General features: G+C 37.8%; 21 protein-coding genes and 1 other annotated feature. Of the genes, 6 read left to right on the forward strand and 15 right to left on the reverse strand.

All coding sequences use genetic code 11. From position 1 onward, the window contains the following. Nucleotides 1-82 precede the first annotated feature (82 nt). The gene (locus MHB58_RS13965) at nt 83-1,273 is read left to right on the forward strand and encodes a coenzyme F420-0:L-glutamate ligase (protein ID WP_008405011.1); all 1,191 of its coding nucleotides are present in this window, start codon (nt 83-85) and stop codon (nt 1,271-1,273) included. A 127-nt stretch (nt 1,274-1,400) separates the two neighbouring features. Here the strand turns inward: MHB58_RS13965 and MHB58_RS13970 are convergent, their stop codons facing one another. From MHB58_RS13970 to MHB58_RS13985, 4 genes are all read right to left on the reverse strand, one after another. Then, complete coding sequence (locus MHB58_RS13970; RefSeq protein ID WP_008405008.1) at nt 1,401-2,288, reverse strand: glycine betaine ABC transporter substrate-binding protein; 888 nt, start codon at nt 2,286-2,288, stop codon at nt 1,401-1,403. A gap of 1 nt (nt 2,289) precedes the next feature. Next, nucleotides 2,290-3,153 carry an ABC transporter permease gene (locus MHB58_RS13975; protein WP_008405007.1) on the reverse strand — a complete coding sequence of 288 codons (864 nt, stop codon included), beginning with the start codon at nt 3,151-3,153 and terminating at the stop codon, nt 2,290-2,292. After that, nucleotides 3,146-4,345, reverse strand: coding sequence for a quaternary amine ABC transporter ATP-binding protein (locus tag MHB58_RS13980; protein ID WP_008405006.1), 1,200 nt, complete (start codon nt 4,343-4,345; stop codon nt 3,146-3,148). The genes MHB58_RS13975 and MHB58_RS13980 overlap by 8 nt, the downstream gene beginning before the upstream one ends. Nucleotides 4,346-4,566: 221 nt before the next feature. Next, nucleotides 4,567-5,223: a TrkA C-terminal domain-containing protein gene (locus tag MHB58_RS13985; protein WP_008405004.1), complete on the reverse strand. Its 657-nt coding sequence runs from the start codon at nt 5,221-5,223 to the stop codon at nt 4,567-4,569. A 332-nt stretch (nt 5,224-5,555) separates the two neighbouring features. On the opposite strand from MHB58_RS13985, the gene MHB58_RS13990 reads away from it, so the two are divergent. Both MHB58_RS13990 and MHB58_RS13995 read left to right on the forward strand, forming a co-directional pair. After that, nucleotides 5,556-6,950, forward strand: coding sequence for an amino acid permease (locus tag MHB58_RS13990; protein ID WP_340735445.1), 1,395 nt, complete (start codon nt 5,556-5,558; stop codon nt 6,948-6,950). A gap of 233 nt (nt 6,951-7,183) precedes the next feature. Continuing rightward, a complete protein-coding gene (locus MHB58_RS13995; protein ID WP_065215533.1) occupies nt 7,184-7,723 on the forward strand; it encodes an ECF transporter S component in 540 nt (179 codons plus the stop codon). 110 nt (nt 7,724-7,833) lie between these two features. Here MHB58_RS13995 and MHB58_RS14000 read toward each other — a convergent pair whose 3' ends face one another. Further along, nucleotides 7,834-8,373 carry a hydrolase gene (locus tag MHB58_RS14000; protein WP_008404996.1) on the reverse strand — a complete coding sequence of 180 codons (540 nt, stop codon included), beginning with the start codon at nt 8,371-8,373 and terminating at the stop codon, nt 7,834-7,836. A 126-nt stretch (nt 8,374-8,499) separates the two neighbouring features. Between MHB58_RS14000 and MHB58_RS14005 the strand changes: the two genes are divergently transcribed. Then, nucleotides 8,500-8,976 carry a hypothetical protein gene (locus MHB58_RS14005; protein WP_014823152.1) on the forward strand — a complete coding sequence of 159 codons (477 nt, stop codon included), beginning with the start codon at nt 8,500-8,502 and terminating at the stop codon, nt 8,974-8,976. Between the two features lie 48 nt (nt 8,977-9,024). On the opposite strand, the gene pheT is transcribed toward MHB58_RS14005, so the two are convergent. The 7 genes from pheT to MHB58_RS14040 form a co-directional block, all read right to left on the reverse strand. Next, nucleotides 9,025-11,430 carry a phenylalanine--tRNA ligase subunit beta gene (gene pheT, locus MHB58_RS14010; protein ID WP_340735446.1) on the reverse strand — a complete coding sequence of 802 codons (2,406 nt, stop codon included), beginning with the start codon at nt 11,428-11,430 and terminating at the stop codon, nt 9,025-9,027. Between the two features lie 17 nt (nt 11,431-11,447). Next, nucleotides 11,448-12,485 carry a phenylalanine--tRNA ligase subunit alpha gene (gene pheS / locus MHB58_RS14015; RefSeq protein ID WP_014823150.1) on the reverse strand — a complete coding sequence of 346 codons (1,038 nt, stop codon included), beginning with the start codon at nt 12,483-12,485 and terminating at the stop codon, nt 11,448-11,450. A 126-nt stretch (nt 12,486-12,611) separates the two neighbouring features. Next, nucleotides 12,612-12,841: a binding site (T-box leader), on the reverse strand. Between the two features lie 68 nt (nt 12,842-12,909). Further along, nucleotides 12,910-13,191: a cytochrome aa3 quinol oxidase subunit IV gene (qoxD, locus tag MHB58_RS14020; RefSeq protein ID WP_008407695.1), complete on the reverse strand. Its 282-nt coding sequence runs from the start codon at nt 13,189-13,191 to the stop codon at nt 12,910-12,912. Nucleotides 13,192-13,194: 3 nt separating this feature from the next. Then, nucleotides 13,195-13,794 carry a cytochrome aa3 quinol oxidase subunit III gene (qoxC, locus tag MHB58_RS14025; RefSeq protein WP_014823149.1) on the reverse strand — a complete coding sequence of 200 codons (600 nt, stop codon included), beginning with the start codon at nt 13,792-13,794 and terminating at the stop codon, nt 13,195-13,197. Beyond that, complete coding sequence (gene qoxB, locus MHB58_RS14030; protein WP_014823148.1) at nt 13,794-15,758, reverse strand: cytochrome aa3 quinol oxidase subunit I; 1,965 nt, start codon at nt 15,756-15,758, stop codon at nt 13,794-13,796. The genes qoxC and qoxB overlap by 1 nt, the downstream gene beginning before the upstream one ends. A gap of 37 nt (nt 15,759-15,795) precedes the next feature. Continuing rightward, nucleotides 15,796-16,683, reverse strand: coding sequence for a cytochrome aa3 quinol oxidase subunit II (gene qoxA / locus MHB58_RS14035; RefSeq protein ID WP_008407700.1), 888 nt, complete (start codon nt 16,681-16,683; stop codon nt 15,796-15,798). Between the two features lie 602 nt (nt 16,684-17,285). Beyond that, entirely contained in the window at nt 17,286-18,047 is a 762-nt protein-coding gene (locus MHB58_RS14040; protein WP_014823147.1) for a TrmH family RNA methyltransferase, read from the reverse strand. A 123-nt stretch (nt 18,048-18,170) separates the two neighbouring features. Here MHB58_RS14040 and sspI point away from each other — a divergent pair, with 123 nt between their 5' ends. Then, nucleotides 18,171-18,380, forward strand: a complete 210-nt coding sequence (gene sspI, locus MHB58_RS14045) for a small acid-soluble spore protein SspI (RefSeq protein WP_008407703.1) — start codon at nt 18,171-18,173, stop codon at nt 18,378-18,380. A gap of 269 nt (nt 18,381-18,649) precedes the next feature. Here sspI and argF read toward each other — a convergent pair whose 3' ends face one another. Continuing rightward, nucleotides 18,650-19,615, reverse strand: a complete 966-nt coding sequence (gene argF / locus MHB58_RS14050) for an ornithine carbamoyltransferase (RefSeq protein ID WP_041865704.1) — start codon at nt 19,613-19,615, stop codon at nt 18,650-18,652. Nucleotides 19,616-19,889: 274 nt separating this feature from the next. Between argF and MHB58_RS14055 the strand changes: the two genes are divergently transcribed. Continuing rightward, nucleotides 19,890-20,342: a CoxG family protein gene (locus MHB58_RS14055; protein ID WP_065215528.1), complete on the forward strand. Its 453-nt coding sequence runs from the start codon at nt 19,890-19,892 to the stop codon at nt 20,340-20,342. A gap of 390 nt (nt 20,343-20,732) precedes the next feature. Here MHB58_RS14055 and MHB58_RS14060 read toward each other — a convergent pair whose 3' ends face one another. Further along, entirely contained in the window at nt 20,733-21,863 is a 1,131-nt protein-coding gene (locus MHB58_RS14060; protein WP_065215527.1) for a Ger(x)C family spore germination protein, read from the reverse strand. After that, nucleotides 21,860-22,963 carry a GerAB/ArcD/ProY family transporter gene (locus MHB58_RS14065; RefSeq protein WP_340735906.1) on the reverse strand — a complete coding sequence of 368 codons (1,104 nt, stop codon included), beginning with the start codon at nt 22,961-22,963 and terminating at the stop codon, nt 21,860-21,862. The genes MHB58_RS14060 and MHB58_RS14065 overlap by 4 nt, the downstream gene beginning before the upstream one ends. Nucleotides 22,964-22,967: the final 4 nt, after the last annotated feature.

Below are 22,967 nucleotides of genomic sequence, written 5' to 3' on the forward strand. Positions count from 1 at the left end.
ATTGTGAGATTACTTATGTTTTGCTTAAAGGTAAGCAAAAGCAATTAAAATATAACTTACAGCTATTGAAGGAGAGATTATTTTGGAACGTGTAGTAGGAACGGTTGTACGAGGTCTTCGTGGCCCAATTATTAATGAAGGTGACGATATTGTTCAAATCGTTGTTGATACAGCGTTAAATGCTGCAAAGACAGAAGGCTATGAAATTGAAAATCGTGATATTGTGACTGTAACAGAATCTGTTGTTGCACGTGCACAAGGAAACTACGCTAAAATTTCAGATATCGCATCAGATGTAAAAGCCAAATTCGGAGATGATACAGTAGGTGTTATTTTCCCGATTCTTTCGCGTAACCGCTTCTCTAACATTTTAAAAGGAATTGCAGCAGGTACGAAGAAAATCGTTCTTATGTTAAGCTACCCATCAGATGAGGTGGGCAACCATTTAGTATCATTGGATGAGTTAGATGAAAAAGGCATCAATCCATGGACAGATGTACTGACAGAAGCTGAATTCCGTGGTCATTTCGGTTTTAACAAACATACATTTACAGGTGTGGACTACATCGAATATTATAAAGAATTAATCGTTGAACAAGGCGCGGAAGTAGAAGTTATCTTCTCGAACAATGCAAAAACGATTTTAGATTATACGAAAAGCATTTTAACTTGCGATATTCACTCTCGCTTCCGTACAAAACGTATTCTAAATGCTGCTGGTGCAGAAAAAGTGTTTGGTCTTGACGACATTTTAGCTGAATCTGTAAACGGATCTGGCTGTAACTCTAAATATGGATTACTTGGATCAAACAAATCGACAGAAGATGGCATTAAATTATTCCCGGATAACTGTCAACCGATTGTTGATGACATTCAAGCAAAAATATTGGCTGCTACTGGGAAACTTGTAGAAGTAATGATTTACGGTGATGGTGCATTTAAAGATCCAGTAGGCCAAATTTGGGAACTTGCAGATCCTGTTGTCTCACCTGCTTACACACCAGGTCTTGACGGTACTCCAAACGAGATCAAGTTGAAATATTTAGCGGATAACGATTTCGCTAACTTGCAGGGTGAAGAGCTGAAAGAAGCAATCAAAGACTATATTAACAACAAAGAAGAAGATTTAACTGGCAATATGGCCGCACAAGGTACGACACCTCGTAAGCTGACAGATTTAATCGGTTCATTATCTGACTTAACTTCAGGTTCAGGCGATAAAGGAACACCAATGATCTACATCCAAGGTTATTTCGATAACTATACGAAGTAAAAAACAAAAAGACTCAATTTCCCTCAAATGGAAATTGAGTCTTTTAATTCCTATAAAAAAATAAAAGGTGCAAATTTTAGATTTCAAAATTTGCACCGCTTTTGATTTAAGCTAAAACTTTTTTAAATTACTTTTCAATGCCCTCTGTCCATTTGTTCACAACATCTTGATTTTCTTCAATCCATTGTTGTGCTGCTTCTTCAGGTTTTGTTCCTGAGTAAATGTTCAGCATAACTTCTTCGATATCTTCTGTTGTCCATTCAAAGGCATCTAAAATCTTGAAAGCATCAGGTGACTCTTTTTCTAAATTTTGACGTACAAATGTGTGAATGCTTTCTTCTCCGCCGAATACGCCTTCAGGATCTTCCAAATATTTTAAATCATAATTGGCAAATTTCCAGTGTGGGCTCCAGCCTGTCACAACGATATCTTCCTCATTTTTAATCGCTTGTTCTAAAGCAACTGTCATCGCACCCGATGATGATGGTTGTAATGACCATGATTCCAAGTTTGGATACGTTTCAAGTGCTCTTTCAGCAGCTGCAACTACACCTGCACCTGCTTCAATGCCTGTAATTGTCGATGCCGCTTCAGTCGATAAATCAGCAATTGATGTTGCTTCCATATAGCTTGGTACAACTAAACCGATTTTGGCACCTTGCAAGTTTGGTCCTAAATCTTCTACGTCTGCTCCGTATTTTTCATACTGTGAAGCATGTGTAGCAGGTAACCAGCCAGATACCATCGCATCTGCTTCACCTTTTGATACAGCTTCCCACATGATGGCATTGTCCAATGGTGTAATATCAACGTTATAGCCGACACTTTCCAGTACTTCTGCCACTACATACGTAGATGCAACTTCAGAATCCCATTCTACATAGGCTAATTCGATTGAACCTAGATCTTCTTTAGATGAAGTTTCTTTTTTCTCTGTTGTGTCATCTCCACACGCAGCTAATAATAGCGCTGCACTCATTGCTGTTGCTGCAGGCATCCATTTTAATTTTTTCATTTTACTTTCCCCCATTTGATTTTTGTTTATTTAAACTTTGTGTTAAACGGTCTACAATAATAGCGAAGATTACTAGACTTATCCCCGCAACAAATCCATTACCGATTTGTGCTCGTTGTAGAGCCGATAATACTTCACGACCTAAACCTGGCGCACCGATCATTGATGCAATAACGACCATCGATAATGATAAAAGTACCGTTTGGTTAATACCGGCCATAATTGTAGATTTTGAAAGTGGCAATTCTACTTTTACTAATTTTTGAGTGAAAGTACTACCATAAGAGTCCGCCGCTTCGATTAAATGAGTCGGAACTTGACGGATACCGAGATTTGTAAAACGTACAGTTGGTGGTAATGCGAAGATAACTGAAGCAAATACACCTGGTACGACACCAATCCCGAAAAATGCAACGGCTGGGATTAAATATACGAACCCTGGCATTGTTTGCATAAAGTCTAAAATTGGTTTCAAAATTTCTTCTACTACTTTTGATTTCGACATGAGGATACCAAGTGGTATACCAATTACAATCGCGATTAAACTTGAAAACAACACGAGTGTAAATGTATTCATAAGCTGTTCCCATAAACCTTGGTTTAAAATGAATAGTAAACCAATGATTGAAAAGATGGCTAAGCCGAATTTTTTGCCTGTTGCGAAAAACGCTAACACGGCAATGATTAAAATAAATACGTATGGTGGAATAGCAGTTAATGTGGATGTTACAAAATCCATCAAATCTTCACCGTTATTTTGAATAAAACGGAATTGCGCTGAAAACGTATCTGTTACAATATCCATCAGCTTTTCCACATTTTCCGCCACTGGTAATGGCGTCGCTAAATTTAATAGTTTACTCATTGTCTACACCTCCGTTTTTTTCAGAGGCTAACGACTCTAAAACAACTCCACGAATTAGTACTCCGCGCAGTTTCCCTTCTTCTACAACAGCTAATGGTGTCGGAGAATCGGAAATAACCGATAAAATATCCTGTATGACTGTAGATGGTTCAACAATCGGCATATCGTTACGTAAAATTGATTGCAGTGATTTTTCACCGGATTGCGCTAGCTCCAGTGCATCATTTGCAGTAATATAGCCTAAATATTTTCGGGCTTTATCTACTGCGAGCAAGACACTTACTTTATCTTCTCTCATACGCTGCAACGCAACTTTTGGCCCTTCATGATCAATTTGGATTGTCATTGGACGAATCATCGCATTTTCCGCTGTCAATACTTTTGAACGGTCCACATCTTCCAGGAATGAGCGGACATATTCATTTGCAGGGTTTGTCAAAATTTCTTCCCCTGTTCCTACCTGCATGATTTTTCCATCCTTCATAATAGCAATACGATCACCAATACGAAGCGCTTCATTTAAATCATGTGTAATAAAGACAATTGTTTTCTGTAAATTAGCTTGTAACTCCAATAGCTCATCTTGCATTTCTTTACGAATGAGCGGATCAAGAGCAGAAAAAGCTTCATCCATTAATATGATTTCTGTATCATTTGCCAAAGCACGTGCAAGCCCTACACGCTGCTGCATACCGCCTGATAATTGATCTGGATACTGGTCTTTATAGGAGAGTAACCCTGCATTCTGTAAAGCCTTTTCTGCTTTTAATCGTCTTTCCTCTTTCGGAACGCCTCTGATTTCCAGGCCATACTCTGCATTTTGTAAAATGGTACGTTGCGGGAATAATGCGAAGTTTTGAAATACCATGCTCATTTTTTCTCTGCGAACAACTTGCAGGCTCTTTTTATTGAGCTTTGTAATATTTTGATCATCTATATAAATATCACCACTCGTTGGTTGAATGAGACGATTGAGTAAACGGATCAATGTAGACTTCCCACTTCCTGAAAGCCCCATAATTACGAAAATCTCACCTTCTTCAATTGTCAAACTTGCTTCATATACACCGACAGTAGCATTTGTTTCTTTTAAAATCTGTTCTTTGGATTTTTCTTGCTTCACGAGCTTCAATGCCTGTGATGTATTTTTTCCAAATACTTTAGTGACTCGGTCAATTTTAATTTTCCCCATAATCCACTTCCTAATAATAATTAATTTCATGCTAGTAACAACTTTATATTTATCTCGGGTTGTTAAAAGCAACAACTTTTATATTAATAGACGTTGTTACTATTGTCAAATGAGAATTGATTTTTATGTACATCCAACTAGAAATAAAGTCCCTTAAACAGAAAAAACTACTCCCGAAATACAATGAGGGAGTAGTTTGTTTTTGTTGAAAATTTGACACTCTATATCGAATCAGATTGAAAGTTGTTACTTTCCAGCTGTAAAAAGTGTTTTACATTCGAATAGCATTCTTCTTTACCGATAAAAAATAATGTATCACCCGCGGACAATGTTGCGTATGGCCCAGGCGAAACAATCAGCTCATGATCTTTTTTGATTCCAATTATTGTAGCACCTGTTTCCTGCCAGAAATTAATTTCGCCAACATTTTTTGATAGGAATGGGCAATTATCGGTAATATCAATTTGAAAAGGTACAAACGGGTTAATCGATTGATATCTGCTTGTCCGATTGACCATTTCTCCTAATGTATCCTGGAAATGATGCAACTCATCAATTTGGCGTTCAATACTGTCAGTTAATTGTTTTTGTAAATCTCTTATTGATTTGACACCAGTTAACCGCTGAATGTATTTAGCTGCATTTTCATAGGAAACGATGACAACACCGCTTCCCTTTGTCGCTTCTACTATATTTAAATCCTGTAGAACGGCAATTGCTCGTCTAGCAGTTTCCGATGAAACACTGTATTGAGATGCAAGCGATGAACGGGCATAAATCTTTTCCCCGACAACATATTTTTTTTCAACAATTTTAGCGGCAATATCTTCTGCTATTACTTGATATTTAGGCTGCTTAATTTGGATTTTCTTCTCCATTAATTGCACTCCTTTGTGCTGTGTTCAGTATGCATAAGCAAAATTCCTATATTTATACTATATCGAAATTATATACCTTTTTATAAAAACCACAAATAGTTCAGTAATTTTGAACAAATTTTTTAAAAACAATTATAGAAATAAGTTTTATTAAATGTAGGTATTTTTTTCTGTTAAATACTAACAATAACATTATTCACTGTTTTATTCGAGTTATTTCTTCCTTTTTCGACAAAGCCCATACTTTAGCACTTTAACTCAATAAACATGTTTATTATCCACAAAAATAATGATAAAATTTTGATTATTGTAAATTAGAAATAGGTGTATCAATGAAAAAAATATTTAGAAAAAAACCAATCAATGACCTTTTACTTAAAAGCGGAAATATGCAGTTGCCTAAAACAATGGGTTCTTTCGATTTGATAATGTTAGGTGTCGGTGCCATTGTCGGTACAGGCATTTTCATTTTACCTGGGACGGTCTCTGCTCTCCATGCAGGCCCGGGGATTGTCTTCTCCTTTACGATTGCTGCAGTCGTTTGTGCATTAGCCGCGCTATGTTATTCTGAGTTTTCTTCTACTGTACCCGTTGCAGGAAGTGCCTATTCATATAGCTATATTGTCTTTGGTGAAATCATTGCATGGCTGGTCGGCTGGGCATTACTATTAGAATACGGCCTCGCAACTGCTGCCGTGGCAACAGGCTGGTCAGGATATTTCGTATCACTGCTGGAAGGTTTAAATATCCATTTACCGGTAGCATTGACAGGGGCATTCAGTCCTGAAAACGGTACTTATATTAACTTGCCTGCAATTTTAATTATCTTTGCGATTGGTGCTTTACTTTCATTAGGAATGAAAGAATCAACTCGTTTTAATGCAGTATTGGTTGCTATTAAACTCGGCGTTATTTTATTGTTTATTGTAGTTGGCGTCTTTTATGTGAAGCCGGATAACTGGACACCCTTCCTGCCATTTGGGATGAGCGGTGTATTCACAGGTGCTGCACTCGTATTTTTTGCTTACTTAGGCTTTGATGCCGTGTCTTCTGCTGCGGCGGAAGTAAAAAATCCACAGCGGAATATGCCAATCGGAATTATCGGTTCCCTGCTTGTCTGTACAGTATTGTATATTGTAGTTTCACTTGTACTGACAGGGATTGTTCCATATACTGACCTCAATGTAACCGACCCTGTATCGTACGCGATGCATGTTATCGACCAGGAATGGGCAGCGGGGATCATATCGCTTGGTGCTGTCATTGGCATGATGACCGTTATATTAGTCATGATGTATGGCGGGACGCGATTATTAATGGCCTTTGCCCGTGACGGCTTAATGCCTAAAATGCTGGCACACCTAAGTGAAAAGCGCAAAATGCCTGCTAAAAATACGTGGCTGTTTACATTGATTATTTCGTTTTTTGCAGGATTTGTTCCATTGGACTTGTTGGCGGAACTTGTAAATATGGGTACATTGGTCGCATTTATTTTCGTTTCTGCCGGCATTTTATATTTACGTAAAAATAAAAACTTACCGCAAGATCGATTTAAAGTACCATTTTATCCTGTGTTACCAATCTTATCATTTATTCTTTGTATTTTTCTGATTACGCAACTTTCCTTGCACACATGGATCGCTTGCGGAATTTGGTTTATTATCGGTATAATCGTATATTTCACGTATGGAAAAAAACATTCTACGATGAATTCTAATACTAAATAACGGCAATGTGAATTGGTACTATAACCGCTCTATTTAAAAGCGCAGCAAATTTGTTTTCATAATTTGCTGCGCTTTTATTTGTCAGTTTGTCAGAGGGACAGTCCCCGTCATATCCGTAAATAATATTGTGCAAATCTTCTGACCTGGTTAAATTGTTTGTTTTTGAACCTTTTACTGATGCCAACAAATTGCTAATATGAGAGATAATTTCAAGCAAGGGAGCGTCAATTATTATGGAATCATCACGTTCAATTTCTACTTCATCAGAAAAAACAAAAGATTTAATTATTACGAGTCTTCTTATTTCACTTGTATTCGTAGCAACATTTTTTATTAATATCCGTTTGCCGATTGCTGCAAATGGAGGGCTTGTTCATTTAGGGTCTGCCATGCTCTTTATTATCGCAATCTTATTTGGTCCAAAAAAGGGTGCGTTGGCCGGAGCATTCGGTATGGCACTGTTCGATATTTTATCTGGATGGACATTGTGGGCACCATTTACATTCATTACACGTGGTCTGCAAGGCTATATTGTAGGAAAAATTGCTACAATGCATGGGAAAAATGGGGGAAGCTTTATTTATAACTTAGCAGCTATCGTTATCTCGGTTCCATTTATGCTTGGAGGTTATTATATTTGTGAACGTGTTCTCTATGGAAACTGGATTATCCCACTTGCATCAATTCCAGGAAATCTCGTTCAAAATGCAGTAGGACTAATCATTGCAATACCAGTATGTATCGCTTTGAAAAAACTGCCCCTTTTTAAATAAAATGAAACTTTAATTAGTGGGGGGTTTCCTCATCCCCCATAGAGACGGGACCCCGTTAATGAGGATAAAAAAAATTGGTTAGCGGCCAATTTCGCTAACCAATCCTATTTTTATTTTACTAATTTGCTAATTGCTTTAAATGCATCGCCTTTTGCTACTTGCTGCATTTCGAATAATGCCATTTCCACACTAGTTACGCGTGCACCAAGCTGCATCATTTTCTGGATGCCTATCTCTCGATTACTCGCTGTGCGTGAAGACACACAGTCTGCCAGCACTTCGACTTCATAACCATTTTCCAGTAATTGAGCTGCTGTTTGATACACACAAATATGGGCTTCAATTCCGGCCAATAAAATCTTCTTGCGTCCTGTTTGCTGTAATGCTTGTACAAATTCCTCAGTATCATAAGCACTGAATGTAATTTTTTCAATCGGTTTTTCATCTGTTAAATGCTCCGCAACTCGCTCATCTGTCGGACCAAGCCCTTTTGGATATTGCTCAAGCCATAAAATAGGTAATTCCAATAATTTTGCCCCTTGTACCATTGTGGCAATATTACCTACAACGAGTGCGCTTTCCTCAACAACTTGCGCCAATTTCCCCTGAATATCAATCAGTACTAATACTGCTTCTTCTTTTTTTAACATGAATATACCTCCCCTAAGTTGCATTCTTCTCTATTATACTGAACTTTCCCACTAAATGAATAGTAGATCCTCCATTGAAACGAAATGCATGACACTGTATAGTGAAAAGAGAAATGGAGGATTCACATGTTGCGTCTTAGTTGGCTCATAAGTATGGGCATTAGTTTATTTGGAGTATTAATCATTCAGCACTTTTTTACGGTAAAACCGGACGATGTTGCAAATGGAGGAAATCTTGGTGCTCTTGGTTTAGCGCTTGTTGCACCATTTATTATACTTAGTTTATTTATTACGTTTCGCTTCTTTACTGAAAGCGCCAGAAACGCAAAGGATCAGCTTATGCGTATGATTTATTTAGTATTTGGAATTGCGCTGTTAGTGGCATTCATCTATTATGCCAATGATTTTTCAAATAATGTGTATGCATCCCTCGGCGGTGATACGAAGACACCTGGTTCCACAATCTACCGTTTCCCCCTATTAAATGAGTATACGAATCACGTTTTTCTTAATTTTTATACGTTTGGAATTGTCCATACAGTAAGTGCTTTAATCGGAGCTGCTAACGGAATGTTCAAATCTGCCAAACAATCTCCGCAATAACAAAAACCCGAATGGTCATTAAACCATTCGGGTTTTATTATCGTTAAATTAGCGTACTTCTGCACCAGCTGCTGCCAATGCTTTTAGTACTTTATTATGTGCTGCTACTACTTCTTCGTCTGTTAATGTACGCTCTGGGTCGAAGTATGTTAATGAGAAGGCTACTGATTTTTTACCAGCCGTCATTTTCTCCCCTGCATAAACATCAAATACTTTTACTTCTTTCAGTAAAGAAGTTCCGGCACCTTTAATAATGCTCACAATTTCACCGGCTGGAGCTGCTACATCCAATTCTAATGCGATATCACGACTCATAGCCGGGAAGCGCGGAATCATAGAATAAACAAGCTCTTCTTGTGTTGCACTTAAAATGGCATTTAAGTTCAGTTCGGCTACATATGTTTCTTTTACATCAAATGCTTTTTGTTCTTGCGGATGAAGCTGGGCAATGACACCCACTTTTTCGCCATCTAATAATACATCAGCTGTACGGCCAGGATGTAAGCCGTCTACTTGCGCTTTTACATAGCTTACGCGAGATGTTAAGCCTAATTTAGCAAATACCGCTTCAACAATACCTTTTGCAACGAAGAAATCAACATTTTTCTTCTCGCCCTGCCAAGTATTATCAATCCATTTACCAGTTAATACAAGCGCTAAGTGTTCTTCTTCAAATGGAAGTTCCTCAGCTGTTTGTCCAAGGAAAACTGATCCGATTTCGTATAATGCTACTGTTTCCGCTTGACGAGCTACGTTATAACTTGCTGCCTCTACTAAGTGGGGAATTAAGCTTTGGCGTAGTGTAGAGCGTTCTTCAGACATAGGCATTAATAACTTTGTTGTCTCCTCAGCTTTTAATGCAAACTTTTGAGCGTGCGCTGCTGAAGTTAATGAGTAAGTTACCGCTTGATAAAGACCGGCACCTTCCATTACATTGCGTACGATACGGCGTCCTGCTTGATATGGCGTTAACCGGCCAACTTGTTCACTCGCTGGTAGGCTTACAGGGATCTCATCGTAGCCATACATACGTGCAATTTCTTCAACGATATCTTCTGGAATTTTAATATCCTGACGTCTTGTAGGCGCATCAATGATTAATAAACCATTTGCCGCTTCCACATCAAATTTTAAACGCTCTAAAATAGAAAGCATATCCTCTAAAGAAATTTTCATGCCTAAACGGCCGTTAATAAAGTCAGGTGATACTACAACACGAGCTGGCGTTTTATCAAGCTCATCTACTAGCACTGTACCTTCCAATACTTCTCCTCCTGCTAATTCAGCAAGTAATTGTGCTGCACGTTCTGCTGCAGGAAGGACACGGTTCGGATCTACACCTTTTTCAAAACGTGCAGAAGAATCCGAACGTAAGCCGATTTCTTTTGAAGTACGACGCACAGATGCCGGGTTGAAGTAAGCTGATTCGATTACTACTGTCGTAGTAGAATTGGACACTTCTGATTTAGCACCGCCCATGACACCTGCAACCGCTTCTGCTTCTTGACCATTTGTAATGACAAGATTGTGGCTTGCTAATTTACGCTCCTGATCATCAAGCGTCGTCATCACTTCGCCATCACGAGCCATACGCGTTACGATTTCACCAGTTGCTAATTTATCGTAGTCAAATGCATGTAATGGTTGACCGTATTCCATTAATACGTAGTTTGTAATATCGACTACATTATTATGTGGACGTACACCTGCAGACATAAGCGCATGTTGCAACCATAATGGAGATTCTTTTACTTCAATGTTTTTTACAACCTTCGCTGCGTACATTGGGTTTGCTTCTTTATCTTCTACCGTTAATTTTAATACATCTGCCGCTTCTTCCGCTGAAGCAGTATAATCGATTTTCGGTAATTTTACATCTTGAGATAAAATCGCTGCCACTTCATAAGCAACGCCAAGCATGCTCATTGCATCCGAACGGTTCGGTGTTAAACCAAGCTCAAGTACTGTATCACGTAAGCCTAAAACATCTAATGCATCGGCACCTGGAGTTGTATCAGCTGGCAGTACATAAATCCCTTCAGCATAAGCTTTTGGTACAAGACGGCCTTCAATGCCCAATTCTTGAAGTGAACAAATCATCCCGTTTGATTCTTGGCCGCGTAATTTCGCTTTTTTAATTTTAATGCCGCCTGGTAATTTTGCTCCTGGACGCGCTACGATGACTTTTTGACCTGCATCGACGTTTGGTGCACCACATACGATTTGCTGAAGCTCTTCTTCCCCAACATCAACTTGGCATACATTTAATTTATCAGCTTCCGGGTGTTTTTCTTTAGACACAACATGACCAACAACAACATTTGTCATACCTTGTGAACGGTCAATTACTGCATCTACTTCAATCCCTGCACGCGTAATTTTTTCTGCTAATACATTTGCTTCCAATGAAGAAATGTCTACATATTGACTTAACCATTTTAATGAAACTAACATTTATATTGTCCTCCTTCTTACACTTCTGCCTGGTGGAATTGTGATAAGAAGCGTGTGTCATTTGTATAGAAATGACGAATATCATCCACACCGTATTTTAACATTGCGATACGTTCTGCACCGATACCGAAAGCGAAACCTGAAAGCTTAGTTGAATCGTAGCCAGCCATTTCAAGTACGTTCGGGTGTACCATACCAGCACCTAAAATTTCAATCCAGCCAGTTTGCTTACATACATTACAGCCTTTACCTGAACATTTATGACAAGATACGTCAACTTCTACAGAAGGCTCTGTGAATGGGAAGAATGATGGTCGAAGGCGGATTTCGCGTTCTGCTCCAAACATTTTCTTGGCCAATGCATCAAGAGTTCCTTTTAGGTCAGACATGCGGATATTTTCCCCGATTACAAGACCTTCAATTTGCATGAATTGGTGAGAGTGTGTCGCATCATCTGTGTCACGACGGAATACTTTACCTGGGCAAATCACACGAATCGGTTCGCCTTTTTTGGCTTCCATTGTACGTGCCTGAACTGGAGAAGTATGTGTACGCAATAATGTTTCTTCTGAAATATAGAATGAATCCTGCATGTCACGGGCCGGGTGACCTTTAGGCAAGTTCATAGCTTCAAAGTTATAGTAGTCTTTTTCTACTTCAGGTCCTTCTACGATTTCGTAGCCCATACCTAAAAACAGGTCTTCGATTTCTTCGATTACACGTGTTAACAAGTGACGGTTTCCTGCACGTACTTTTGCACCTGGTAACGTCACATCGATTGACTCGTTTTCAAGCTGCGCTAAAATTGCAGCTTCTTCTAAAACAGCAACCTTTTTCTCAAGTTCGGCTGTTACATTTTCACGTACAGTGTTAACTAGGGCACCCATTTTCGGACGTTCTTCTGCAGAAAGTTTCCCCATTCCTTTTAATAAATCCGTGATCGGTCCTTTTTTACCTAAGTACGCAACACGAACGTCATTTAATGCTTTTAAGTCAGCTGCATCGGCAATTTTAGCTAATGCTTCTTGTTCCAATTGCTTTAATTGTTGTTCCATTTACAAAGTCCTCCTTAATAAAATCCAGTGTCATAGTGCCTGGTTTGAACCTGTTGCTTTAACAAATTTACATATACGCACTATAATAATCACCATTTGTGAAAATAAAAAATCCTCGCCCCCTAAGAAAGGGACGAGGACGAGTTTCGCGGTACCACCCTAGTTATTGCAAAAAGCAATCACTTCATTGGAGCTAACGACTATGTCTAGCCGGCAATCCTTTCACCACAAGTGGATCCCGGATGCTGCTCGCGGGGTGAACTTCACTATACAATTTGTTAGCAAGCTTTCAGTCATTGGCTTGCATTCCCTAAAACAAATGGTGTATACCTACTCTTCCCGGTCAACGCATTTCGTAATATATTCTCCAACTAGTTTAATGTATTTTCGTACATTTATCAACTAGCTGGAGCGTTTTTCATCATTACATATCCCAAAGAAGGATTAATAAAGAACCTAAAACAGTCAATACTACTAAACCGATTCCGTATACGATGTTCGAGTAGATAGCCCACTTGTCATTTGTTTCACCAGCGTGCATGAAGACAATAAACTGTAAACCTGCTTGAATGAATGCTGTCACTAAAAGGATAACCATTCCAGTTGTGAATGACATATCTGTGAAGTAAACAAGCATTGCAATCACTGTTAAAATCAGTGAAAATACGAAGCCCATAATTTGGCCTATTGGGAAGAACTTAGCCATAGATTACATCATTCCTTTCAAGTAAATGAAACTGAAGATGAAGATCCAAACAACATCCAGGAAGTGCCAGTATAGTGAGAATACAAATGTTTTCCCTGCTGTTACTGAGTTAAGTCCGCGCTTGGCAATTTGGATCATAATGAAGATTCCCCAGAATAAACCAAACGTTACGTGAAGACCGTGTGTTCCTAACGTTGTTAATAAAGCAGATGTGAAGGCACTAGTTGTAATACCTGCACCAACATGTACATAGTGTACAAATTCATAAATTTCTACAGAAATGAACGCTGCACCAAGTAATAATGTAATACCCATAAATGACAATGTCGCTTTTTTACTGCCAAGACGCATTGCATGAATAGCTAAACCGATTGTAAAACTTGATGTTAAAAGAATGAATGTCTCTGCAAGTACTGGACCGATTTCGAAAATCTCAGCTGCAGTCGGACCGTCACCTGTACGACCCGAAAGAACAAAGTATGATGCGAATAATGTACCGAATAACATAATTTCCGCACCTAGGAAAGTCCAGAACCCGAAGATTTTCAGGTTATTTTCCTCTGTTGAATATTCCAATGGAACATTGTTATTAACTTTACCCATTATTTCGCACCTCCTTCTTTTTCATATTTTTTCTCGATTAACTCAACTTCTTCTTTATGGATATGGTAGCCATGGTCGTCTTCTAGTGAACGGTAACCCATACAAGCTAAAATACCGATTAAGCTGATGATAGCTAAAGTAAACATACTGAATACTAGAGCGAAACCACCGATGAAGAAGAATACTGATAAGATAAATGTTTGACCTGAGTTATTTGGCATGTGAATATCTTTAATTTCACCTTTGAATAACTTAACGCCGTTTTTCTTAGAATCCCAGAATGCTTCTGAAGTTGCATCAGTTACGTCTGGAGTAATTGCAAAGTTATAGTGTGGAATTGGCGTATGTGTCGCCCACTCAAGACCACGTGCATCCCATGGATCTGAACCGATGTCGCGTGGAGAGTTTTTGAAACTGTACCAAATGTTCCATACTAGCATTAAGAATGAAACAGACATGATTCCGGCACCGATAAACGATACCATGTTTAATGTACTGAATCCAGCTGCGTCAGAGTATGTGTACATACGACGTGCTTGACCATCTAAACCAGTGATATACATTGGAATGAATGATAGTACGAAACCTGTTGACATTACCCAAACAGTTGCTTTACCTAGACGCTCATTTAACATGAAACCGAACATTTTCGGCCAGTAGAATGTTAAACCTGCTAACATCGCGTAAACAACACCAGGGATGATTACGTTATGGAAGTGAGCTACTAAGAACATTGTGTTGTGGTATTGGTAGTCCGCTGCTGACATCGCAAGCATAACCCCTGTTACACCACCTAATGTGAATAAAGGAATGAAGTGTAATGCATACAACATTGGTGTTGTAACAACAATTTTCCCTTTATAAAGTGTAAATAACCAGTTGAAAATTTTAACCCCTGTTGGGATCGCAATTGCCATTGTTGTGATCGAGAAGATCGAGTTCGTGAATGCACCTTGACCCATAGTAAAGAAGTGGTGAGTCCATACAGCGAACGAGAATACTGAAATTAAGATCATTGACCAAACCATTGACGTGTAACCATATAAGTTACGACGTGCGAATGTCGAAATTACTTCAGAGAAAATACCGAATGCCGGTAAAATTAAGATATATACTTCAGGGTGACCCCAAACCCAGAATAGGTTGGCCCAAAGCATGTCCATACCACCGTCACCGATAGCAAAGAATTTAGTATCCCATAGACGGTCCATTGTACCCATAGCTAATGCTACTGTTAATACTGGGAACGCGAATACGATAATTAAGTTTGCAATAAGTGCTGACCAAGTGAACATTGGCATTTTAAATAATGTCATGCCTGGAGCACGCATTTTCATGATAGTCGTAATGAAGTTAATACCTGTCATTAACGTACCAAGACCCGCAATTTGAAGTGCCAGCATGTAATAGTTTGTACCAACTGATGTACTGAATTCATTATCCGCTAATGGGAAATATGAAGTCCATCCAGAATCAGGAGATCCCCCAACGATGAATGAGATATTGAATAATCCCATACCCATGAAGAATAACCAGAATGCCAAGTTGTTCAAACGTGGGAACGCAACGTCACGTGCCCCGATTTGTAAAGGTACTAAAAAGTTAAAGAAGAATGTAATGAATGGCATTGCCATGAATAAAATCATGACTACTCCGTGAGTTGTAAATACTTCGTTATAGTGCTGAGCGTCTAAGAAACCGTTTTCTGGAATAGCTAGCTGTAAACGCATCATTACGGCATCGACACCGCCGCGGAAAAGCATAACTAAAGCAGTGATTAAATACATGATACCGATTTTTTTATGGTCAACAGTTGTAATCCATTCACGCCATAAGTAGCCCCACAATTTAAAATAAGTAACGATCGCTACTAACGCGATTGACCCTAAAACTATAGAAGCCATTGCGATATAAATTAATGTGCTTGGGTGTGGAACTGCAAACTGTGCAAAGAATTCCGACATAGTAGTACTCCTTTCGAAAAGTTGTTACTTTCAAAAATTAGTGTGAAGAATGGTCCTCTTCATCCTCTTTTTCTTCGTCTGAAGATTCATGGTTGTGTTCCGGAGCTGGTGAGAACTCTAGATGTGTACCAGTGTAAGTTGATTTACCAAGATGACCTGGCTCTAATAATTCATCAAACTTCTCTTCTGTTAATGGAGCAGCCGTTTCATGAACTTCTGTTACCCATTCATCAAATTCTGTTTGAGTTAAAGCTGTTACATCAAAAATGTTTTCTGCAGTACCACGACCTGAGAAGTTCGCGTTACGTCCCCAGAATTCGCCTGGGTTGTCAGCAGCTAAGTGTAATGTTGTTACCATGTCTGCCATTGCATATTTCTGACCGCCAAGTTGCGGAATCCAGAAACTTGTAATTGGACCATAAGAGTAAAGTTTAAATTCAACTGCACGTCCAGCAGGAATGTATAGGTAGTTTACTGTTTCAATATCTTGTTCCGGATAGCTGAAGTGCCATTTCCAGTTAGATGATGAAGCATAAATAACTAAAGGTTCCTGATCCTCATATTCTTGAGGAACACTCTCAACAATGTAGTTACTCTTAACTGAAACAAATGATAAGAAAATAACGATGATTACAGGAATACCAATCATAAATGTTTCTACAAGCCAGTGGCCATGAATATGCGGTGGCTCGTAATCTGGACTTTGTTTTGATGCACGGTATTTAAATAACATAAACACCAAAATTGCTAATACTGTTAAAACAATCCCTGACATTAAGTAAATTAATAACATTGTGTCATCGGCTTGTCTTTGAGCTTGAGGACCTTTAGGATCAAGAACTGCTAACTTATCGTTACAGCCTGCTAAAAGAATAGCACCTAGTCCCATGAAAGAGAGTAATGTTCCCTTCATATTTACTTTCATAGTTGGACTCCTTTCCAATTAAATAAAGCTTGTTAGATTTTGCTTAAGCGCTTTCATGTGAGAGCGAAAATAAAATAATGACGATAGTGCGACATCGAATGAATATTTTCACTTTTTACCATTTACACTATGCATATAGTGGCAAATAGTCAGACCATCAATCCATCACCATTTAGAACCTTTAAATTGAATCCCATAATTAACAGTTTGCACACTATTTTAAAAAGCATTATTTTATTTTTTTATTGTGATAACTTAAGGCGTCTGTCTAACCTACTTAGATTTTAGTTAAACATCAAATAAGTGTCAAAACATCAAATTGGAAAAAACCCTTATTTCTCCCAATTTACGAGCAATTCTTTTTTAATATTTTAAAATAATGACGGCAAACGCAGTAAAATAAAGCGATTTCGAGCTAAAAGTTACCTTCATTTCAAAAATGACATTTCTATGAACTCGTTAAAGTTCATATTTTGGGACTAATCAGAAAGCTCAATACGTTTCATTTTATGGGCTTTATTTCCACTTTTTACCTAATATTTTAAAAGAAATAGGATTTTATAAGTACTTACTTACAAAATCCCACCTTTAAGTTTTCCTGTTTATTTTACAAATGCATACAATAAAATTCCTGTTGCCACCGCAACATTCAGTGATTCTGCCCCGCCTAATATAGGAATGATGATGTTTTGGTCTGTTTTTGCCAATATTTGTGGATTGATACCACTTCCTTCATTACCCACAATTAAAGCAAATGAATCACTCGGTTCCACTTTTTTGTATGAAATCGATTCATCCAATGAAGTGCCAAATACACGGATACCGTCAGCCTGCAGGTTTTCTACCCATTCCATCAAGTCGCCACGTACAACAGGAATATGGAAATGAGAGCCTTGTGCAGAACGCAATGATTTTGGATTAAATGCATCGACACTGCCTTTCCCTAACACAACTGCATCAATTCCTGCTGCATCTGCCGTTCGGATCATCGTGCCGATATTTCCCGGATCTTGAACCGCATCGACTAACAGTACTTTTTTCCAATCAAATTGTTCATCTTCGGAAATTTGGCGCTGCTTACAATGGGCAAATACCCCTTGGGAATTTTCAGTTTCCGCAATTTCTTTTGATACTGCCTCATTTACATGGACTAATACTACTTCATCTATTGCCCATAATAAAGGTAGATCAACACCATCACGCACAATAATCTGGACGATTTGGTCTTTATGCTTTAACGCTTCTTCCACTAAATGAAAGCCTTCTACAATATACTCTCCTGTTTTTTCTCGCTCTTTACGTTGTGTAACAAGCTTTTTCCAATGCTTCACTAGTGCATTTTGTGTCGATTCAATTCTTTTCATTATTTCCCGTCCTTTTTTCCGTACTCGATTGTATATTCTATCACAATTATTTTGTAATCCATAACGCAATGCCATGTATAAAGTTTATTATTTTGAACAAAGTATGGGAAAAGGAGGTTTCATATGGATTTTCAAATTAGACAAGCAATTACTGCCAATGTAACGGGCTCAGATGCCGCTGAATTTCAGGATATCGTCAATGATGCCATTGCACGTGGCGAGGAGCATTTACTTCCTGGCCTTGGTGTATTTCTGGAAAAATGGTGGAATGGTGCAAGCGAAAGCGAGCGAAGCGAATTTTCGCAAAAACTGGCAAAGCAGTTTGTCAGCTAACATTAAGCATAACCATCCATCATTCAAGTATGACTCCATACAAAAAAGCAATCCAGCGTCTCCCGGATTGCTTTTTCTATGTAGTGATGGGGCATTCCATCTTGAATACAGACATCACTTGTAGTACTTCATGAATCGTCACAGCGTCTCCCATTGTTATTCATGTTGAACTACTACATTATTTATTTGCCCTTCCTGCCCATAAATAATGCATTGTTCGCAGCGGCGACTACAACCCGTAGTACAATACCAAATGCTTGTTACTGATTTTACGCCAATAAAGATACTAAAACTGCTTTTTGGGCATGCAGGCGATTTTCTGCTTGCTCAAATATATAAGAATTTGGGCCGTCAATAACTGACGTCGCAACTTCTTCCTCTCGATGTGCCGGTAAACAATGAAGGAACATATAATCCGGCTTTGCATGGGCAACCAATTCATCATTGATCTGATACTTTTCAAAATCCTTCAGTCGCTTTAGTGTTTCTTCTTCCTGCCCCATTGATGTCCATACATCTGCGTAAACCGCATCTGCATCTGTAACAGCTGCCACTGGGTCATTTGTTACAACAATAGTACTGCCGTTACGAGAAGCGATCATTTGTGCTTTTTCAATAAAACGTTTATCACATTCATATCCTGGTGGTGTTGCAACTGCTACATGCATACCAACATGTGCTGCTGCAGCGATAAGCGCATGTGCTACATTATTGCCATCACCTACATAAGCGATTTTTAATCCTTTCAATTCCCCTTTATTTTCGGCAATTGTTTCAAGGTCAGCTAATGCCTGACATGGATGATCAAGGTCCGTTAACCCATTAATGACCGGAATCGAGGCGTTATCAGCCAATTCTTCAACCATTGTATGGGAGTTGGCACGGATCATGATTCCGTCTAAATAACCTGATAATACTCTTCCTGTATCAGATATTGGTTCACCACGGCCAATTTGCATATCGCGAGCATTCATATACATTCCATATCCGCCAAGCTGCTGCATGCCTACTTCAAATGATACACGTGTACGCGTTGAACTTTTTTCAAAGATCATGCCAAGTGTCTTACCTTCCAATAATCGTGGACATTTGCCCGCTTTTGTAATTATTTTCAACTGTGTAGCAAGTTCAAGCAGTTGCTTCACTTCTTCACTCGTATAGTCAAGCAATGTTAATAAGTCTTTTCCTTGTAAACTTTCAACAGGCTTTAATTGCACCTCTTCTAATAATTTCATCATTACACACCTCTGTGAGCTTTATGTTGGTTTTATTATACAAATGAATAAATATAAAATCAAGTGAATTATTATAAATTATTTAAATTAATAAAATTGTACAATAATTAGACTTATTCATGAACGATGAAATAATTCACTTGAAGGATATATTTTATGTTTTTTGGAGAAGATATTCGATTTTTATTGAATTCTAATTCATTTTTAAGCATACTATTTACAGCAGTACATTTTGGAAATAATTTACTCTATCACTGATTTAGGAGGAATCATTATGCCGCACGCGATCCACACAGTGGAATTACCATTATCTAATGAGATAATATGGAATTTTCTAAAGAACTATAATAATTGGGCTCCATTAATTCCAGGTTATATCGAGCACGAAGCAATACATGATACGCAGTTCACTTGGACTTTACTTGCAGATTTAGGGTTCACGAAAAAAAAGATTATTCTTCAAGTAGATATAACTGATTCTGTTGAACCGACTGATGTAAAATTTAACATAAAAGGTTTGTCCGACAACTTTGATGGGAACGGCTACTTTAACATTGCAACCGGCAATAACGAGTCCGCTCAAGTAACAGGCAGCCTGGATTTATCTGCTGGCGGTTTTATGGGGATGATGATCAACCCTGTTTTGGAAAGTTTCGTACCTAAAGCGACGTCTGATTTAACGAACTCAATTGAAACAAAGCTTACTGCCCTACATGATGTAAAATAAACAAAAAACCATTAACTTTCCTGACAATCGGAAAATTAATGGTTTTCGCTTATTTTAATGGCGATTGTACAGCAGGTTTCAGCATACGATGCACAATTCCTTCATCATATTCACTGCAGACACTAATACAAACTTTCATATATAATGTAAGTCACAGTAAAATTCGTCGTTTGATAACTGCTAAACTCATTCATCTTTTCTTGAATGCCTTCTCCAGTACATTTTAATATAGCTACTTTTCTCGTCCAAACTTCTGAAAACGCCGTGCCATTAGCTATTCTTCTTTTTTCCTTCAAACCCTTCTACAACTATTTCCGGCTGTATTCATAAAGTCCCCTGTTCCAGGCCATCCTCTAAAAACATTTCCCAAATTGATTCATTTATAGAGATCTATTGAAACACACCATCGCGTATAATTGTAGTATTTACTGTAACGTTCACTTTCATTTCGGAAAACATTTCATCCCACTTTTTTTTATCAATATCCGCATTTCGATTCTGTGCTTTATAATATTCGCCAAACTGGAATATATCGGTATTGATTTCATGGCTATAGTCTATAATTTGATTAATTTCACTTTCAATTTTCTTGTTGATTTCTTTCTCAAGTTTATGAATGATGCTCGGATTATCCATGCTCACATCTGAATCAACTTCCAATAACCGACATTCAATTTTAATCGTCAAATTGAATTCAGGCACTGCCGAATCTACTAGTTTAATCTTCCGCTTTGAATTTATAGAGTCAATGGCTATTGGTAGTCCTTCCGAGGAATCAGGGGGGGATTTTTCCAATGTTGTTATAGGTATTTCCATTTCAAGCGTTCCATTATGAGTCTTCCCTTTAACCATCAATATATAAATTGCTTCCTCTGCCGGGAGTTTGCCGACTATTTTCCCTTCGTTAAAAAAAGCTATACCAGATATTTTGATATTATTTTCTTCTCTTTCTAATATCGGCATGGAATAACTATCTATAAATGATAGTTTATCTCTGTTGATTTCATGGAGAGTCGATGAAATAATATACTGCTTGTCTACATTATATTTAATTAATTGATAAATATGTTGTCCAAGATCAGATATATTTTCATACTTATACTCTAATAGTTCGTTCAAATCCCCTTCCACAGAAGCTATATATGTTGCATTGCTGATTTCGGAATTCATTTTTAAGATATGAATGTTCTCATTTAAACCTACTTTAGCCAGCTCTTCACCGTATAACACAACCCGTAATTGCCCTGAGCCAATAGTCTTCGATGTTTTTAAATCAATTTTTGAACGTGCCCCCCTACTTGTTAATGCAGTTGCAGATTGCAGTTCAATTTTACTTTCTAAATCCGGATTAATTTGTCGGATAACAGCAATGGCGGCCAACTTATCCTCATCAGCTAAATCAAAGCCTACCAATGTTGTTAAACTGATTCTTTCAAGAATTTTCTGTTCTGCACAACCTACCAAAACAATAATACAGGCGAACAGCAAAATCAGTTTTTTAAACGTAGTCAGCTCCTTCATTCCCTTCTCGCTTGTCGTTTAAAGACTTTTTTCTTTAGGAGAGCAATGAAATATAATAAGACAGGGTAAGCAAATACGATATAAAATGCGTAGTACCCAAAATAGTTGTTGAATGTATTAATCTCAAACCGTGTCTCCACAATCAACGATGCTATAAATATAAAAAGGGAGAAAATAATAATAAATTTCTTATCGGTTATATTTATTATTCGGCTAACCCCCCTATAAGCAGACCATGCAAATAAACAAAGGTTCGGCAAGATTATCATCATCCAGTAACAGACCGTTATCAGTTCAATCCGTTCAAGAAATGGCAAACGGACAATGCTGAATAATGATAATGTTGCCCAAATCGTTTTCTCAAGCTGTTCCCCACTAAAAAATGTTAATGTAACCAACATAACAAACAAATAAATAGCCAATGTAAACAGCAATCCAAAATGTACAAATTTTTGCGCCTTATTCTTTTCTTTGACATATGGATAAACCGTATTAATTATTTCAAAACCTACAATCGTAAGCGTCATAGAGTACGCTCCTTTGAGTAGACTTATAAAATCATTGTCTAGTACAGGCAAAAGGTAATTAACATTCGAATATTCAATAGGAAATAACAGTACAATTAAAATCCAGAGACTTAAAAAAAAGCTAAAAAAACAAACTCCAATTATTACTCTTAGGCCGCCCGTGAATGCATAACTTACAGTTATAAGCAGTGTAATTGTAATAAACGAAGAACTTAAGCCTGGAAATACCCATGTATTAATAACATCTGTATAATTTTTAATAATGGCAAAATATGACATACCGCAATATAAAATATAAGTCAAATTAATTAAATTCCCTAAGTATTTACCGAATAAATCCAAATTCACTCCATAAATGTCATTTGATTCGTACAATTCCAGCGTTTTAAAAATTATAAAGACAATAAAATGTGCTGCAATAAAACTAATAATGATGGAAATCCAGGCATCTTGTTTTGCATCTTTATAGATAATGCTTTGAAATCCATGAACTCCTACACCTATTTGAGCAGAAGAAATGATGAAAAAGAGAAGAGGGGCATTGAATGTTTGAGTGGGATTAATTTGCAGCATTTTC

The organism is Solibacillus sp. FSL K6-1554, from assembly GCF_038005185.1.
GTDB classification, from domain to species: domain Bacteria; phylum Bacillota; class Bacilli; order Bacillales_A; family Planococcaceae; genus Solibacillus; species Solibacillus silvestris.